The sequence below is a fragment of the Knoellia aerolata DSM 18566 genome, assembly GCF_000768695.1.
Taxonomy (GTDB): Bacteria; Actinomycetota; Actinomycetes; order Actinomycetales; family Dermatophilaceae; genus Knoellia; species Knoellia aerolata.
In genome coordinates, this window is the sequence record NZ_AVPL01000036.1 from 24,828 (window position 1) to 38,973 (window position 14,146).

Consider the following 14,146-nt stretch of genomic DNA (forward strand, 5'->3'; position numbering starts at 1 on the left):
TCGCCACCCAGCCCGCATCGCGTCACGTCCCCACAGTGTTGTTGCGAAATGGCGGGCTGACTCACCAGGTGACCGACGTTAGGCGCGGCGTTGCACGGCGTCCGAACCCCCGGCGGAAATGGACAGGTTTGGGGGGGAGCCCTCATCCTGCGGGGCTAGAGAGCCTGGGCCAGCCGGGCCCGCTCCGGACCGTCAGTCTGCGCCGTCGAGGCGGGCGGCCGGGACCCCGGCCCAGGTCTCCCCGGGCGGGAGGTCGGTGAGCAGCACCGCGCCCATCCCCAGCGTCGAGCCGGCGCCGACCTTGACGTTCGGCAGGACCGAGCTGTTCATCCCGAGGTAGGCCTCCGCGCCGACGCGCACACCCCCGCCGAGACTCACCCCGGCGGCGAGGGTGACGTAGTCCTCGACGACGTCGTCGTGCGTCAGGGTCACGTGGGGCATCGCGACGACGTGGGCGCCGATGGTGATGGGTGCGGTGACGACCACACCGGCCAGCAGGACCGTCCCGGGGCCGACGTCCGCACCGACGGGCACCACGGCGGACGGGTGCACGAGCGTGCCGAACCGGCGCGGGTCCACGCCTCCGTCGACAAGCCGTTCGACGACCCGGCGCCGTGCCGAGCCGAGCCCGACGCAGACGACGATCTGGGTCTCCTCCGACTGGCTGAGGGCGTCGATCGTGCCGATGGCGTCGGTGGTGCCGAGGACCTGCAGCCCTCCCGGACGGGTCGCGCCGGCGAGCCCGGGGTCGTCCTCGAGGCAGCCGACGACCTCGCGCCCGAGCAGCCGGGCGCACTCGGCCACCTCGACCGCGAGCCCGCTCGCCCCGATGAGGAGCAGCGGCGCGACGTGCCGAGCATCCATGTGACGACCCCTTCGGCGTCGGTGATCTCCAAGCGTTCGCCTCCCCCCATGCTGCCGCAATGGCTCGCTGGGGTCAGGCGGAGTGGAACTTCTGCTGGGTGTCGAGTAGCCCGTGCGACACGAGCATCTCGACGGCGTCGGCCGCGTCCCCGAGAAGGAAGGGCAGCTCCTTGCGCTCGGTCGGCGAGAAGTCCTTGAGGACGAAGTCCGCGGGGTCCTGACGGCCGGGCGGGCGCCCGATGCCGACCCGGACGCGCAGGTAGTCGCGGGTGCCGAGCGACTTCGAGATCGAGCGCAGCCCGTTGTGGCCGCCCTCGCCGCCGCCGAGCTTGAGGCGCACGTCACCCGCCGGGATGTCGAGCTCGTCGTGGACGACGACGAGTCGATCGGGCTCGACCGAGAAGAACCCCATGAGCGCCTTCACCGGCCCTCCGGACTCGTTCATGAAGCTGCTGGGCACCGCGATGACCGCTGACGGGCCGGGCACGCCACCCGCGCCGGTGCCGATGCGGACCTGCGCCGCGGCCGCGCGGGCCTTGTGGGACCGCAGCGGGCTCCGCGTCCTCGTGGCGAGCTCGTCGACGACCATCGCGCCCACGTTGTGGCGGTTGCCGGCATACGTCGGCCCGGGGTTGCCCAGCCCGATGACCAGCCATGTCTCACTCACAACCGACGAGTATGCCGTCCGCTCCCGCCCGCCCCCAAACTCCCGCGCGCGTCTGCGTGGTTGGTCAGGAACCTCACCATCCGCGCAGACGCCGGCAGGCCCGGTCCGCATACGGACCGGGCCTGCCGGGTGGAGCGTGGAGCGTGGAGGCTCAGGCGTCCTCGGACGTCTCGGCGCCGCCCTCGGCGGACTCGCCCTCGGCAGCCTCGCCCTCGGCGGCCTCGACGTCGGCGTCGGACTCCTCGTGCTCGATGCCGGCCTCGGCCTCGGCCTCGGCGAGCTCGGCCTCGAGGGCCTCCGCGGAGATCTGCTGGGTGACGTTGACGACGAGCATCTCGGCGTCGGTGACGAGCGTGGCGCCCGCGGGCAGCTCGACGGCGCCGGCGAGGATCTGGGTGCCGGCCGTGAGGCCCTCGACCGAGACGGTGATCGACTCGGGGATGTTGGTGGCCTCGGCCTCGACCTGCAGGCTCGAGTTGTCGAGCGTGACGACCGTCTCGGGGGCGGCCTCGCCCTCGAGGTGCACGGAGACGTCGACGGTGACCTTCTCGCCCTTGCGGACGATGACGAGGTCGACGTGCTCGATGACCGGCTTGATCGGGTCGCGCTGGACGTCCTTGGCCAGGGCCATCTGCTCCGTGCCGTCGAGGACGATCGTGAGGAGCGCGTTCGGGTTCTTGAGCGCCATCATCGCGTCGTGGCCCGGAAGCGTGATGTGCACCGGGTCGGCGCCGTGGCCGTACATGACGGCGGGGATCTTGTGGTCGCGGCGGATCTTGCGGGCCGCGCCCTTGCCGAACTGGGAGCGGGCCTCGGCCTGCAGCGTGATGGTGTCGTTGGACACGGGAGTCTCCTGGAGATCGGGGCGAATCGGTCAGGTGGACGTCGAGTGGACTCGACGCAGCGGTGGCCTCGACGCGGGACACGGCACGGACAGGCGCGCTGGTCCACGGAGAGCCAGGGGTCCACGACCTGTGACTTCGATGACCACCGCGTCGATCACGGACGTGCGACCGAACATCTCTGGCCGGTGCAGCGTCCCTCGCCGAGGCAACCCCGAGAGTCTAGGCGACCGGGTGGGGGGCAGGCCAATCGGCCTTCGTGGCCGCCTCGCTCGGGTCACCGACCTGCGGGTATGCCGTCCGCCCACCGTCGTCGTCGCCGTCGTCCTTGGGCTCGCCGAGCCGCACGCCGACGACCCCGGCGAGGATGAGCAGCCCGCCGGCGAGCTGGATCCAGCCGGGCAGCTCGTCGAGGAGGACCCAGGCGACGAGGATCGCGAAGAGGACCTCGGAGAGGCCGACGAAGCTCGCGACCGTGGCGCCGACGAGCCGAGTGCCCATGACACCGACGGCGTAGGCGAAGGCGGCCGCGACCACGGCGAGCTCGGCGATCGGCACCCACCACGCGGTGGCGAGGCCGGCGATCTGCACGCTGTCGCGGGCCGTGGCGTAGTCGATGAGCCCCGTGGCGCTGGCGGCCACGAGCGCCAGCGCACCGACGCCCAGCCCGAAGCCCGCGAGCGCCAGTGGCGGGAGCGACTCCTCGTGGTCGTGGCTCGACGACACGTAGAACGTCGCGAGGCCGACCGCGGCGAGCAGGCCCCAGACGACACCGACCCAGGAGATCTGCACGCCCGAGAAGACGTCGAGGACGAGGGCCAGGCCGAGCACCGACAGGGCGACACCGGCGAGGGTGAGCCGGGTGGGACGACGTCCGTGACGCGCCCACATCCAGCCGACGACGAGGACGCTGCCGAGGTACTCGAGGAGCAGGGCGACCGCGATGGAGAGCGTCTCGACGGCGTTGAAGTAGGCGAACTGGCAGCCCGCGACCGCGACGAGGCCGAAGGCCGTGACGGCGCCGGCGTTGCGGCGCAGCAGGTACCAGCGCCCCCGCACGGCCCAGGCCGCCACCGGCACGAGGAGGACGGCGGCGATGCCCACGCGCCAGGTGACGACGCCGGCGGGCGACCAGCCGGCGAGAAGCAGGGCCTTCGCGAACGCGCCCGACGTGCCGAACGACGCCGACGCGAGCACGACGAGGAGGAGTCCGAGCAGCACGCTGCGGGCGGAGCGGTGCGGGGTTCCGGCGTTCACGGACTCACCTCTGTCAGGAGTAAACTATGGCCTTGACCCTTACCTCCGCCACGCTAGACCCGCCCGCTGTCAGGAGTCAAGATGGTTTTTGCCCATGACACGGAGCTCTCGCTCCAGCACGCCGCCGAGCTCATCAACACCGAGCCCGGTTTCGGCGACTCCGCCGAGGAGGACCTGCCGACGCTCGAGGCGCTCGTGCGCCACCTCGACCGCTGGGAGTGGAGCGGGGGGCGGCCCCGGACCCGCGCCGAGCTCGAGGCGGTGCACGCGCTGCGGCCCCGGCTGCGCGAGCTGTGGACCCGGGACGTGGAGGGGCTCGTCGAGGGCGTCAACGAGCTGCTCGCCGAGCACCGCGCCCTCCCCCGGGTGGTCCGGCACGACGACCTCGGCTGGCACATCCACGCGACCGACGACGACGCCCCCATCGCCACGCGGGTGGCGGTCGAGGTGGCGATGGCCGTCACCGACCTCATCCGCGCCGGCGAGACCGAGCGGCTGCGGGTCTGCGCCGCCGACGACTGCGGCGACGTCGTCATCGACCTCACGAAGAACCGGAGCCGGCGCTACTGCGACGGGACGTGCGCCAACAAGGCCCACGTCGCGGCATACCGCCTGCGCAGGCACACCACCTGACGGCGAGCCGGGACCGGGGTCAGGCGCGGCCCCCGAAGAGGCTCGTCACCGACCCGTCCTCGAAGACCTCCTTGATCGCCGCGCTGATGAGCGGGGCGATCGACAGCACGGTGAGACCCTCGAACTCGCTCTCCGGCGCGATGGGGAGCGTGTTGGTGACGATGACCTCGCGGGCGGCGCAGTCGCGCAGCCGTTCTGTGGCCGGCGCCGAGAGGATCGCGTGCGTCGCCGCGATGATGACGTCCTTGGCGCCGTCGGCCCTGAGCGCGTCGGCGGCCTTGGCGATCGTGCCGCCGGTGTCGATCATGTCGTCGACGAGGACGCAGACGCGCCCCTTGACCTCTCCGACGACGCGGTTGGCGACGGCCTGGTTGGGCTGGTTGACGTCGCGCGTCTTGTGGATGAAGGCCAGCGGCACCCCGCCGAGGCGCTTGGACCACTGCTCGGCGACCTTGATGCGGCCGGCGTCGGGCGAGACGACCGCGAGGTCCTCGTGGCCGTACTTGGCCGACACGTAGTCCGACAGCACCGGCTGCGCCATAAGGTGGTCGACCGGGCCGTCGAAGAACCCCTGGATCTGGTCCGTGTGCAGGTCGACGGCGATGAGCCGGTCGGCGCCCGCGGTCCTGAACAGGTCAGCCATGAGACGGGCCGAGATCGGCTCACGACCGCGGTGCTTCTTGTCCTGGCGGGCGTACCCGTAGAACGGCATGACGACGGTGATCCGCTTGGCGCTGGCCCGCTTGAGCGCGTCGATCATGATGAGGTGCTCCATGATCGCCTCGTTGAGCGGCGCGCTGTGGCTCTGGATGACGAACGCGTCGGAGCCGCGCACGGACTCCTCATAGCGCACGTAGATCTCGCCGTTGGCGAAGTTGTAGGCGCTCGTCGGGACGAGCTCGGTGCCGATGAGCGCCGCGATCTCCTGGGCGAGCCCCGGGTGGGAGCGGCCGGAGAACATCATCAGCTGCTTCTTGGGCTTCTTGCGGATGTTCGCGGACTTCGGGCGGTCTTCCTTCGTCATGCTGGGGCCTCTCCCTCGTCGGCGGTCGAGTCCGCGGACGATCCCGTATGCCGGGTGCCCGCCTCCGTGGCCGCCGCGGCGGCCGCCGCGGTCGGGGTGCCGGCGCGGGCCCGGGCGACCCAGCCGTCGACGTTGCGCTGGCGCCCGCGGGCCACGGCGATCTGGCCGGGCTCGACGTCACCGGTGAGGGCGCTGCCGGCCGCGACGTAGGCGCCGTCGGCGACGTCGACCGGTGCGACGAGGACCGTGTCGGAGCCGACGAACGAGTGCCGGCCGATGGTCGTGTGGTGCTTGGCAACACCGTCGTAGTTGGCGAAGATCGTGCCCGCGCCGATGTTGGCGCCCTCGCCGATCGTCGCGTCGCCGCAGTAGGTGAGGTGCGGGACCTTGGCGCCGTCGCCGATGACGGCGTTCTTCGTCTCGACGAAGCCGCCGATCTTGCCCTTCGCGCCGAGGACGGTGCCGGGCCGGAGGTAGGAGTAGGGCCCGACCGTGGCCCCGGGTCCGATCTTCGCGAGGTTGGCCTCGGTCCGCTTGACCTCGGCGCCCTCGCCCACCTCGGTGTCGGTGAGGGTGGTGTCGGGCCCGATCCGCGCGCCGGCACCGACCGAGGTGGCGCCGAGCAGCTGCGTGCCGGGCAGGATCGTCGCGTCCCGGCCGATCGAGACGTCGCTGTCGATCCACGTCGTGGCGGGGTCGACGATCGTCACGCCGTCGCGCATCCACGACTCGTTGTTGCGCCGGTTGAGCTCACGGCCCAGGGCGGCGAGCTGGACGCGGTCGTTGACGCCCTCGGTCTGCCAGAGGTCGTCGATGACGTGGGCGCTGACCCTCTTGCCGGCGTCGCGGGCGATGCTGAGGACGTCGGTGAGGTACTTCTCGCCCTGCGCGTTGTCGGTGCCGACCTGTCCGAGCGCCTCACGGAGCACCTCGACGTCGAACGCGTAGATGCCGGAGTTGATCTCGGTGATCGCCCGCTGCTCCTCGGTGGCGTCCTTCTGCTCGACGATGCCGGCGACACTCCCGTCGGCGTCGCGGACGATCCGGCCGTACCCCTGCGGGTCGGCGAGGTGCGCGGTGATGACCGTCGCCGCGCTGCCGGACTCCTCGTGGCGGGCGACGAGGTCGACGAGCGTCTCGCCGGTGAGGAGCGGCACGTCGCCGTAGGTGACGAGGACGGTCCCGCTGAGCTCGGTCGGCAGGGCGTCCAGGGCGCACTCGGTGGCGCGACCGGTGCCCTTGACGTCGTCCTGGTCGGCGATCGTCGCGGTGGCGTCGACCTCACCGATGTGGCTGGCGACGAGGTCACGCTCGTGCCGGACGACGACGGCGAGGTGATGGGGGTTCGTCGCGCGGGCCGCGACGATGGCGTGCCCGACGAGACTGCGCCCCCCGATCCGGTGCAGCACCTTGGGGGTGGCTGACTTCATCCGGGTCCCCTCACCAGCGGCGAGGATGATGACGGCGGCGGGCCGAGCAGTGGTCACGAGGTGGGCTCCCGAAGATCGCGGCGGCGTACCGCGCCACTGTACCGACGAGTCGGCGGTGTGCCGTCCTCGCCCGTTCGCGCTTCCACCTGTCGGTTGTCGGCGGGCGGTGCCATCGTGGAGCGATGGCGACGATCTACTACACCGGATGCACCCTGGACGGCTTCATCGCGACGCCGGAGCACTCGCTCGACTGGCTCATGTCCCGCGACATCGACGGCGACGGCCCGATGGGCTACGACACCTTCTCCCCCCGGATCGGTGCGTGCGCCATGGGCGCATCGACGTGGCGGTGGCTGCTCGACCACGACCCGCAGGGCTGGTCCCCGAAGCCGACGTGGGTCTTCACCCACCGGGACTTCCCGGCGTCCGAACAGGTGCGGTTCACCACGGCCGACGTCGCAGAGGCGCACGCGCAGATGGTCGAGACCGCCGGCGACAAGGACGTCTGGCTCATCGGCGGCGGCGACCTCGTCGGGCAGTTCCACGACGCCGGGCTGCTCGACGAGGTGTGGGTCCAGTACGCACCGGTGACCATCGGCGCCGGTGCGCCGGTGCTGCCACGTCACGTGGAGCTGAGGCTCGAGGAGGTGGCCCGCAACCGCGACTTCATGTGCGGCCGCTACTCGGTCGTGCGCTGACCTGCTCCCCGGGTAGGAGTCGAACCTACGTCGCTAGTCCTGATTCAAAGTCAGGCGGGCCCTGCCGGCAGACCAACCGGGGAACGATGCGCGAGGCGAGCCCACGGCATACGACGCCCAAGGGTAGTTGACCTGCACAGAGGCGACGGCGGCCGCCCGACCGGCGCAGGGCACAATGGTGCGAGTGAGTCGAGACGAGGCAGTGGCCAAGGCGCGCACTCCGCGGGGGCGGATGACCGGGGCGCAGCGACGTGAGCAGCTCATCGGCATCGGGCGCAAGCTCTTCGCGAACCGCGGCTACGAGGCGACGACCGTCGAGGAGATCGCCAGCGCGGCCGGGGTCTCCAAGCCGGTGGTGTACGAGCACTTCGGGGGCAAGGAGGGGCTGTACGCCGTCGTCGTCGACCGCGAGATCCAGTCCCTCCTCGGGGCGATCGCCGGCGCGCTGACCTCCGAGGGCGGCTCGCGCGCCCTGCTCGAGCGGGCGGCCATGGCGCTGCTCGACTACATCGAGACCTCGACCGACGGCTTCCGCATCCTCGTGCGCGACTCGCCGCCCGGGCAGCAGACCGGCAACTTCGCCTCGCTCATCTCCGACGTCGCCTCGCAGGTCGAGCACCTGCTCGCGGCCCAGTTCACCTCGCGCGACCTCGACCCGAAGCAGGCGCCGATGTACGCGCAGATGCTCGTCGGCATGGTCGCGCTCACCGGCCAGTGGTGGCTGGAGAACCCCAAGGCGAAGAAGCGCGACGTCGCCGCCGGGCTCGTCAACCTCGCCTGGAACGGCCTCACCGGCCTCGAGGCCAAGCCCCAGATCACCCACGACTGACCCCCCTCCCGCTTCCCGACTTATTGCGCATTCCGGTCCCAGCAGCGCGACTTATTGCGCATTCCGGCCGCACGAACGGCACTGGAGTGCGGTTCGTACGGCCGGAATGCGCAATAAGTCGGGGGCCCGGGCGCGAGTCAGTGGTCAGACGGTGAAGTCGAGCTTGGGGGCGCGGACCTGCTGGAACTCGATGCGGTTGCCCACCGGGTCGTCGGTGTGGAAGCGCTGCGCGCCGGGGACCTCGTGGTTCCAGCGCACCTCTCCCCCGGCTCCGGCGATCGCGGCCGCGAGCCCGGAGACGTCGTCGACCCCGAAGCACGGGTGCGCCTTGCGGGCCGCGGCGAACCCGTCCTCGACGCCGCAGTGGAGCTCCTGCTCGCCGACGGCGAACCAGACGCCTCCGCGGGCGGCGAGCACCGGCGGCTTGGCGATCTCGGGCATCCCGCAGACGACCCCGTAGAAGTGGCGCAGCAGATCCTCGGTCCCGGGGGGGCAGGCGACCTGGACGTGGTGAATCCCGAGGACGGTCATGACCCCTGCTTCCGGCGGGCCACGGCGAAGACGCGGCGGAACGGGAACAGGACCCCGATCTCGCTGCGCGGGTACGCCTCACGCAGCGCAGCGGCATACGGCTCGAGGAAGGCGTTGCGCTCCTCACCCTCCGGGAGGATGTCGAGGACGGGCCGCAGCCCGGTGCTGCTCACCCAGTCGAGCACCGGGTCCTCGGACTCGCCGTCGGGGTCGAGGACGTGCGCGTAGACGGTCTCCCACGCGTCGACCGTGCAGCCGAGCCGGCTGAGGAAGGTGAGGTAGGTCTTCGGCTCGCCCACCGCCGGGAGGTCGAGCGCTGCGAGCAGCTCGTTGGCGCGCGCGTGTGTGGCTGCGGTCGCCCGCATGAGGGCGTGGCTCGGGGCGTCGAAGTTGTTGGGCACCTGGAGCGCGAGCCAGCCGCCGGGGGCGAGGGCGTCGACCCACGTCGGCAGCAGGTTGAGGTGACCCGGCACCCACTGGAGCGTGGAGTTGGTGACGATGACGTCCGGGGCCTGGCCCAAGGTCGCCGGGTCCCAGTCGGCGAGGTCTGCCTGGACCCACTCGACGCGCCCCTCGGTGTCGAGGGCACGCGCCGCCTCGAGCATCGACTCGGCCCCGTCGACGCCGACGACGCGGGCGTTCGGCCACAGCCGGGCGAGCGTGAGCGTGGCCGGACCGTGGCCGCAGCCGAGGTCGACGACGAGCTCGGGCTCGTCGGCCCGCACCTGCGCGAGGAGGTCGGCGAACGGGCGGCTGCGCTGCTCCCCGAACCGTGCGTATGCCGCGGGGTCCCAGCTGGGCTGTGCGCGCATCGTTGCTCCCTCTCCCGTCTCCGGCGACCGACCGGCCGCTCGGCCCCAACCCTCCCGCGAGACGTATCTTGATGTCAAGATACTTGACGGGAGTACAGTCACCCCCATGCCCGAGGATGATGTCGACCGTATCGTCTCGGCATGGCGTCGTGAGCGACCCGAGCTCGACGTCACGCCGCTCGAGATCCTCAGCCGGGTCTCGCGCCTGGCCCGGCGCCTCGACCTCGCCCGTGGGGCGGCCTTCGCCGAGCACGGTCTCGACGGCTGGGAGTTCGACGTGCTGTCCGCGCTCCGCCGCGCCGGCGCGCCCTACGAGCTCTCCCCGGGACAGCTCGTCTCCGAGACGCTCGTGACGAGCGGGACGATGACCAACCGGGTCGACCGCCTCCTCACCCGCGGCTACGTCGAGCGCCACCCCGACCCGCGCGACCGGCGTGGCGTCATCGTGCGGCTCACGCCCGAGGGGATGCGCGCCGTCGACGCCGCCCTCGACGACCTGCTCACGCACGAGCGGGGCCTGCTCGCCGAGCTCCCCCAGGCCGACCGCGGCCCCCTGGCCGGTCAGCTCCGCGCGCTGCTCGCCTCCATCGAACGTCCCTGACCGACCCCCGCCCGCCCTTGCGTCCGCAACTGTGGTCGGGTTCGCGACCAGGGTTGCGGACGCACGCAGCCGGCGGACGTGGTGCGTCCGCAACTGTGGTCGGGTTCGCGGCCAAGGTTGCGGACGCAAGGGGTGGGCGGCGGACCGGGGCGGCTGGGCTCAGGGTTCGAGGACGTCGGCGGCCTCGAGCCACTCCAGCTCGAGGACCTCGCGCTCGTCGACGATCCCGCGCAGCTCCTGGTTGAGCTCGAGCACCTTCGCGTGGTCGCTGACGTGCTCGGTCATCGCCGCGTGGATGCGCTCCTCGCGGGCGGCGAGCTTCGACAGCTGCTTCTCCACCCGGGCCATGACCTTGCGGGCGTCGCGCTGCTCCGCCGGGCTCGCCGCGGGTTGCGTCAGCGCAGAGGGTCGTTCCATCGACCCTTCCCGCTGACGTTGCGAGTCGGAGGACGACGACGAGGTCCCGGCGGCGGGTGCGGCGACGGCATACGACGGGCTGACGGTGGCGCGGAGCCGGAGGTACTCCTCGACCCCGCCGGGAAGCTGGCGCACCCGGCCGTCGCCGAGCAGCGCCACCTGCTGGTCGGCGACCCGCTCGAGCAGGTAGCGGTCGTGCGAGACGACGAGGAGCGTGCCGGCCCACCCGTCGAGGACGTCCTCGAGGGCGGTGAGCGTCTCGATGTCGAGGTCGTTGGTCGGCTCGTCGAGGAGCAGCACGTTGGGCTCGTCCATGAGCAGGCGCAGCACCTGGAGCCGGCGCCGCTCCCCTCCGGAGAGGTCACCGACGCGCACCTGCTGGCGCGGCCCGGGGAAGCCGAGCCGCTTCGCGAGCGAGGACGCACTGACCTCCTTGCCGCCGAGCACCGTGACCTTGCGGACCTCCTCGACGGCCTCGATGACGCGCGCGTCGCGCAGCCGGTCCAGCTCGCGCACCTCCTGGGTGAGGTGGCCGATCCGGACGGTGATGCCCTCCTTGCGCTTGCCCGACGCGAGCGGGATCTCGCCGGCGATCGCGCGCAGCAGGGTCGACTTGCCGGAGCCGTTGACCCCGACGATGCCGATGCGGGCGCCGGGCGCGAGGTGCCAGGTGAGGTGGTCGAGGAGGACCCGGTCACCGGCGGTGACGGTCGCGTCGAGCAGGTCGATGACGTCCTTGCCGAGCCGGCTCGTCGCGAACGCCATGAGCTCGACATCGTTGCGCGGCGCCGGCTCGTCCTCGATGAGGGCGTTGGCGGCGTCGATGCGGAACTTCGGCTTCGTCGTGCGTGCGGGCGGGCCGCGCCGCAGCCACGCGAGCTCCTTGCGGAGCAGGTTGTTGCGGCGGTCGGCGGTGACCTTGGCCATCCGCTCGCGCTCGGCCTTGGCGAGGACGTATGCCGCGTAGCCGCCGTCGAAGCCGTTCACCTGGCCGTCGACGACCTCCCACGTCCGGGTGGCGATGGCGTCGAGGAACCACCGGTCGTGGGTGATGGCGACGAAGGCGTTGTCGGGGCGCGAGCGGTGGTGCACGAGGTGCTCGGCGAGCCACGCGACGCCCTCGACGTCGAGGTGGTTCGTCGGCTCGTCGAGGAGCAGCACGTCGGGGTCGTCGACGAGCAGCTTGGCCAGCCCGAGCCGGCGCCGCTCCCCACCGGACTTGCCGGCCACCGTCGAGTCGAGCCCGCTCACGGCGGGCGCGTCGATGCCGCCGAGCAGGCCGGTGAGGACGTCGCGGATGCGCGAGTCGCCCGCCCACACGTGTTCGGCGCGGCCTCCGAGGACGGCCTCGCGCACGGTGGCCTGCGGGTCGAGGGAGTCGTCCTGGGTGAGCACGCCCACGGTCGCGCCGCCGAGCCGGGCCACCCGACCGCTGTCGACGCCGAGCTCCCCGGCGATGACCCGCAGCAGGGTGGTCTTGCCGCCGCCGTTGCGCCCGACGACGCCGATCCGGTCGCCGCCGGAGACGCCGAGCGAGACGCCGTCGAGCACCTGGGCGGTGCCGAGCGCGAGGGCAGCGCGCTCGACCGAGATGAGGACGGCCACTAGTCGACCCGGGCCGGGATGACGTGGGCTCCGTGGACGGGACCGACGGCCTTGCGGACCTCGCGGGCGGCCCCGGTCGCGGTGAGGGCGACGGTGAGGTCGATCGCGGCCTCGACGTCCTCGACGAGGAAGGCCACCGTCGGCCCGGACCCGGAGACGACGCCACCGAGGGCGCCGAACGCCAGGCCGCTCTTGAGGAGCTCGCCGAGCTCGGGGCGCAGCGAGATCGCCGCCGGCTGGAGGTCGTTGGTCAGCTGGCGGGCGAGGACGTGCGGGTCGCCGGTGCGCAGCGCGGACATGAGCTCGGGGTTGGGCACCGGGTCCGGCACGGGGGTGTCACCGCGCAGGGCGTCGCACTCGGCGTAGACCTCCGGGGTGGACAGCCCGATGTCGCTGATCGCGAAGACCCAGTGGTAGCTCCCCCGGGCGAGCACCGGGGCGAGCCGCTCCCCCCGGCCGCTGCCCATGGCGGTGCCGCCGCGGATGAGGAAGGGCACGTCGGAGCCGAGCTCCGCGGCATACTCCTCCAGCTCCTCGGTGCTCAGGCCGAGCGACCACAGCCGGTCGCACGCGACGAGGGTGGCGGCGGCGTCGGCCGACCCGCCGGCCATGCCCCCGGCGACGGGGATCGACTTGACGATGCTCACGTGGACCGGGGTGTCGATCGCGGTCTCGTCGGCGAGCAGCCGGGCCGCCCGCAGGGCGAGGTTGGACGCCCCGCTCGGGACGACGTCGGCGTAGGGCCCGTGGACGCTGCAGCCCCAGTCGTCGTCGAGGGCCACGGTGACGTCGTCGTGGAGGCTGACCGCCTGGTAGACGGTCGAGAGGGTGTGGAACCCGTCGTCGCGAGCCGGGCCGACGAGGAGCTCGAGGTTGACCTTGGCCGGGACGCGCACCGTGACGGGCGCGGGGTCCGAGTACGCCGAGGTCATGCGGCCACACTAGTCACGGGCCGACGCCCTGCCACATCCACGCTGTCAGCGAACACGGTGGCGCGCGGTCGACGGGACGAGTCGACTGTGGGCATGCGACTCCTCGTGCTCGGTGGGACGGCCATGCTCGGGCGCGCGGTGGCGGCGCACGCCATCGCCGAGGGCCACGACGTGACCTGCCTGGCGCGGGGCACCGCCGGCCCCCCGCCCGACGGCGCCACGTGGGTGCGCGGCGACCGGGACGGCCCCGACGGGCTGCGCGGCGTCACCGACGGCGACGCCCACTGGGATGCCGTCGTCGACGTCTCGCGCCAGCCCGGTCAGGTCCGGCGCGCGGTCGGCGACCTCGGCCCCGTCGCCGACCACTTCGTCTTCGTCTCGACCGGCAACGTGTATGCCGTCCACTCCCGTCCCGGGTCCGACGAGAGCGTGCCGCTGCTTCCGCCCCTGGACGGTGACGTCATGACCGGCATGGAGGTGTACGGCGAGGCCAAGGTGGCGTGCGAGGGGGCCGTGCTCGACGGCTTCGGCGACCGCGCCCTCGTGGCCCGGGCCGGGCTCATCGGCGGGCCGGGCGACTGGTCGGGACGCTCGGGCTGGTGGCCGTGGCGGTTCGCCCACCCCGTGGGCGTCGGCGGGGCGGTCCTCACGCCCGACGACCCGGACCTGCCGATGTCCCTCGTGGACGTGCGCGACCTCGCGAGCTGGCTGGTGCGGTGCGCCGCGTCCGGGACCTGCGGGGTCTTCGACGCGGTGGGCGAACCGAACACGCTCGGCGGCCTGCTGTCGGCGGCCCGTGACGTCGCGGGACACGAGGGGCCGGTCGTCGCCGCGTCGGCGGACTGGCTCGCCGAGCACGGCGTGCAGGAGTGGATGGGGGCGGACAGCCTGCCGCTGTGGATCTCGGACCCGCAGTGGCGCGGGTTCGGCGGGCACACGGGCGCCGCGGCCCGGGCGGCCGGGCTCGCCTGCCGGCCGGTGGCGGAGACGCTGCGGGACGCGGC

General features: G+C 72.5%; 15 protein-coding genes and 1 tRNA gene. 5 read left to right on the forward strand and 11 right to left on the reverse strand.

Annotated features, from left to right (window positions below):
* Positions 1–192 precede the first annotated feature (192 nt).
* The 4 genes from N801_RS12685 to N801_RS12700 form a co-directional block, all read right to left on the reverse strand.
* The gene (locus N801_RS12685; protein ID WP_035938344.1) at positions 193–864 is read right to left on the reverse strand and encodes an acetyltransferase; all 672 of its coding nucleotides are present in this window, start codon (positions 862–864) and stop codon (positions 193–195) included.
* 73 nt (positions 865–937) lie between these two features.
* Complete coding sequence (gene pth, locus N801_RS12690; protein ID WP_035938346.1) at positions 938–1,531, reverse strand: aminoacyl-tRNA hydrolase; 594 nt, start codon at positions 1,529–1,531, stop codon at positions 938–940.
* Positions 1,532–1,682: 151 nt separating this feature from the next.
* Entirely contained in the window at positions 1,683–2,375 is a 693-nt protein-coding gene (locus N801_RS12695) for a 50S ribosomal protein L25/general stress protein Ctc (protein WP_035938348.1), read from the reverse strand.
* A gap of 220 nt (positions 2,376–2,595) precedes the next feature.
* Positions 2,596–3,630: an EamA family transporter gene (locus N801_RS12700; RefSeq protein ID WP_035938351.1), complete on the reverse strand. Its 1,035-nt coding sequence runs from the start codon at positions 3,628–3,630 to the stop codon at positions 2,596–2,598.
* Positions 3,631–3,711: 81 nt separating this feature from the next.
* Between N801_RS12700 and N801_RS12705 the strand changes: the two genes are divergently transcribed.
* The gene (locus N801_RS12705; RefSeq protein ID WP_035938354.1) at positions 3,712–4,263 is read left to right on the forward strand and encodes a CGNR zinc finger domain-containing protein; all 552 of its coding nucleotides are present in this window, start codon (positions 3,712–3,714) and stop codon (positions 4,261–4,263) included.
* Positions 4,264–4,282: 19 nt separating this feature from the next.
* Here N801_RS12705 and N801_RS12710 read toward each other — a convergent pair whose 3' ends face one another.
* Together N801_RS12710 and glmU are read right to left on the reverse strand one after the other, a co-directional pair.
* Positions 4,283–5,287: a ribose-phosphate diphosphokinase gene (locus N801_RS12710; protein WP_035938355.1), complete on the reverse strand. Its 1,005-nt coding sequence runs from the start codon at positions 5,285–5,287 to the stop codon at positions 4,283–4,285.
* On the reverse strand, positions 5,284–6,774 hold the full coding sequence (glmU, locus tag N801_RS12715) for a bifunctional UDP-N-acetylglucosamine diphosphorylase/glucosamine-1-phosphate N-acetyltransferase GlmU (RefSeq protein WP_035938357.1): 1,491 nt from the start codon (positions 6,772–6,774) through the stop codon (positions 5,284–5,286). The genes N801_RS12710 and glmU overlap by 4 nt, the downstream gene beginning before the upstream one ends.
* A 125-nt stretch (positions 6,775–6,899) precedes the next feature.
* Between glmU and N801_RS12720 the strand changes: the two genes are divergently transcribed.
* On the forward strand, positions 6,900–7,415 hold the full coding sequence (locus N801_RS12720) for a dihydrofolate reductase family protein (protein WP_035938360.1): 516 nt from the start codon (positions 6,900–6,902) through the stop codon (positions 7,413–7,415).
* A gap of 4 nt (positions 7,416–7,419) precedes the next feature.
* Here the strand turns inward: N801_RS12720 and N801_RS12725 are convergent.
* Positions 7,420–7,498: transfer RNA gene (locus tag N801_RS12725), tRNA-Gln, on the reverse strand.
* Between the two features lie 149 nt (positions 7,499–7,647).
* Between N801_RS12725 and N801_RS12730 the strand changes: the two genes are divergently transcribed.
* A complete protein-coding gene (locus N801_RS12730) occupies positions 7,648–8,244 on the forward strand; it encodes a TetR/AcrR family transcriptional regulator (RefSeq protein WP_035938362.1) in 597 nt (198 codons plus the stop codon).
* Positions 8,245–8,388: 144 nt separating this feature from the next.
* Here N801_RS12730 and N801_RS12735 read toward each other — a convergent pair whose 3' ends face one another.
* Together N801_RS12735 and N801_RS12740 are read right to left on the reverse strand one after the other, a co-directional pair.
* Entirely contained in the window at positions 8,389–8,775 is a 387-nt protein-coding gene (locus N801_RS12735; protein ID WP_035938365.1) for a VOC family protein, read from the reverse strand.
* Positions 8,772–9,587 (reverse strand): methyltransferase domain-containing protein, encoded by an 816-nt coding sequence (locus N801_RS12740; protein ID WP_035938366.1) that lies wholly within the window; start codon positions 9,585–9,587, stop codon positions 8,772–8,774. The genes N801_RS12735 and N801_RS12740 overlap by 4 nt, the downstream gene beginning before the upstream one ends.
* A gap of 106 nt (positions 9,588–9,693) precedes the next feature.
* On the opposite strand from N801_RS12740, the gene N801_RS12745 reads away from it, so the two are divergent.
* Entirely contained in the window at positions 9,694–10,188 is a 495-nt protein-coding gene (locus N801_RS12745) for a MarR family winged helix-turn-helix transcriptional regulator (RefSeq protein WP_035938368.1), read from the forward strand.
* 159 nt (positions 10,189–10,347) lie between these two features.
* Here the strand turns inward: N801_RS12745 and N801_RS12750 are convergent, their stop codons facing one another.
* Complete coding sequence (locus N801_RS12750) at positions 10,348–12,210, reverse strand: ABC-F family ATP-binding cassette domain-containing protein (RefSeq protein ID WP_035938370.1); 1,863 nt, start codon at positions 12,208–12,210, stop codon at positions 10,348–10,350.
* Complete coding sequence (locus N801_RS12755; RefSeq protein ID WP_035938372.1) at positions 12,210–13,142, reverse strand: 4-(cytidine 5'-diphospho)-2-C-methyl-D-erythritol kinase; 933 nt, start codon at positions 13,140–13,142, stop codon at positions 12,210–12,212. The genes N801_RS12750 and N801_RS12755 overlap by 1 nt, the downstream gene beginning before the upstream one ends.
* Positions 13,143–13,235: 93 nt before the next feature.
* Here N801_RS12755 and N801_RS12760 point away from each other — a divergent pair.
* Positions 13,236–14,146 (forward strand): NAD-dependent epimerase/dehydratase family protein (locus N801_RS12760; RefSeq protein ID WP_035938392.1); only part of this gene is annotated, 911 nt, incomplete at its 3' end.

Bases quoted from the DNA above. Each gene is read 5' to 3' on its own strand.
- N801_RS12710 (WP_035938355.1), bottom strand. From the start codon at position 5,287: ATGACGAAGGAAGACCGCCCGAAGTCCGCGAACATCCGCAAGAAGCCC.
- N801_RS12730 (WP_035938362.1), top strand. From the start codon at position 7,648: ATGACCGGGGCGCAGCGACGTGAGCAGCTCATCGGCATCGGGCGCAAG.
- N801_RS12740 (WP_035938366.1), bottom strand. From the start codon at position 9,587: ATGCGCGCACAGCCCAGCTGGGACCCCGCGGCATACGCACGGTTCGGG.
- N801_RS12705 (WP_035938354.1), top strand. From the start codon at position 3,712: ATGGTTTTTGCCCATGACACGGAGCTCTCGCTCCAGCACGCCGCCGAG.
- N801_RS12745 (WP_035938368.1), top strand. From the start codon at position 9,694: ATGCCCGAGGATGATGTCGACCGTATCGTCTCGGCATGGCGTCGTGAG.
- N801_RS12755 (WP_035938372.1), bottom strand. From the start codon at position 13,142: ATGACCTCGGCGTACTCGGACCCCGCGCCCGTCACGGTGCGCGTCCCG.
- N801_RS12720 (WP_035938360.1), top strand. From the start codon at position 6,900: ATGGCGACGATCTACTACACCGGATGCACCCTGGACGGCTTCATCGCG.
- N801_RS12735 (WP_035938365.1), bottom strand. From the start codon at position 8,775: ATGACCGTCCTCGGGATTCACCACGTCCAGGTCGCCTGCCCCCCCGGG.
- N801_RS12685 (WP_035938344.1), bottom strand. From the start codon at position 864: ATGGATGCTCGGCACGTCGCGCCGCTGCTCCTCATCGGGGCGAGCGGG.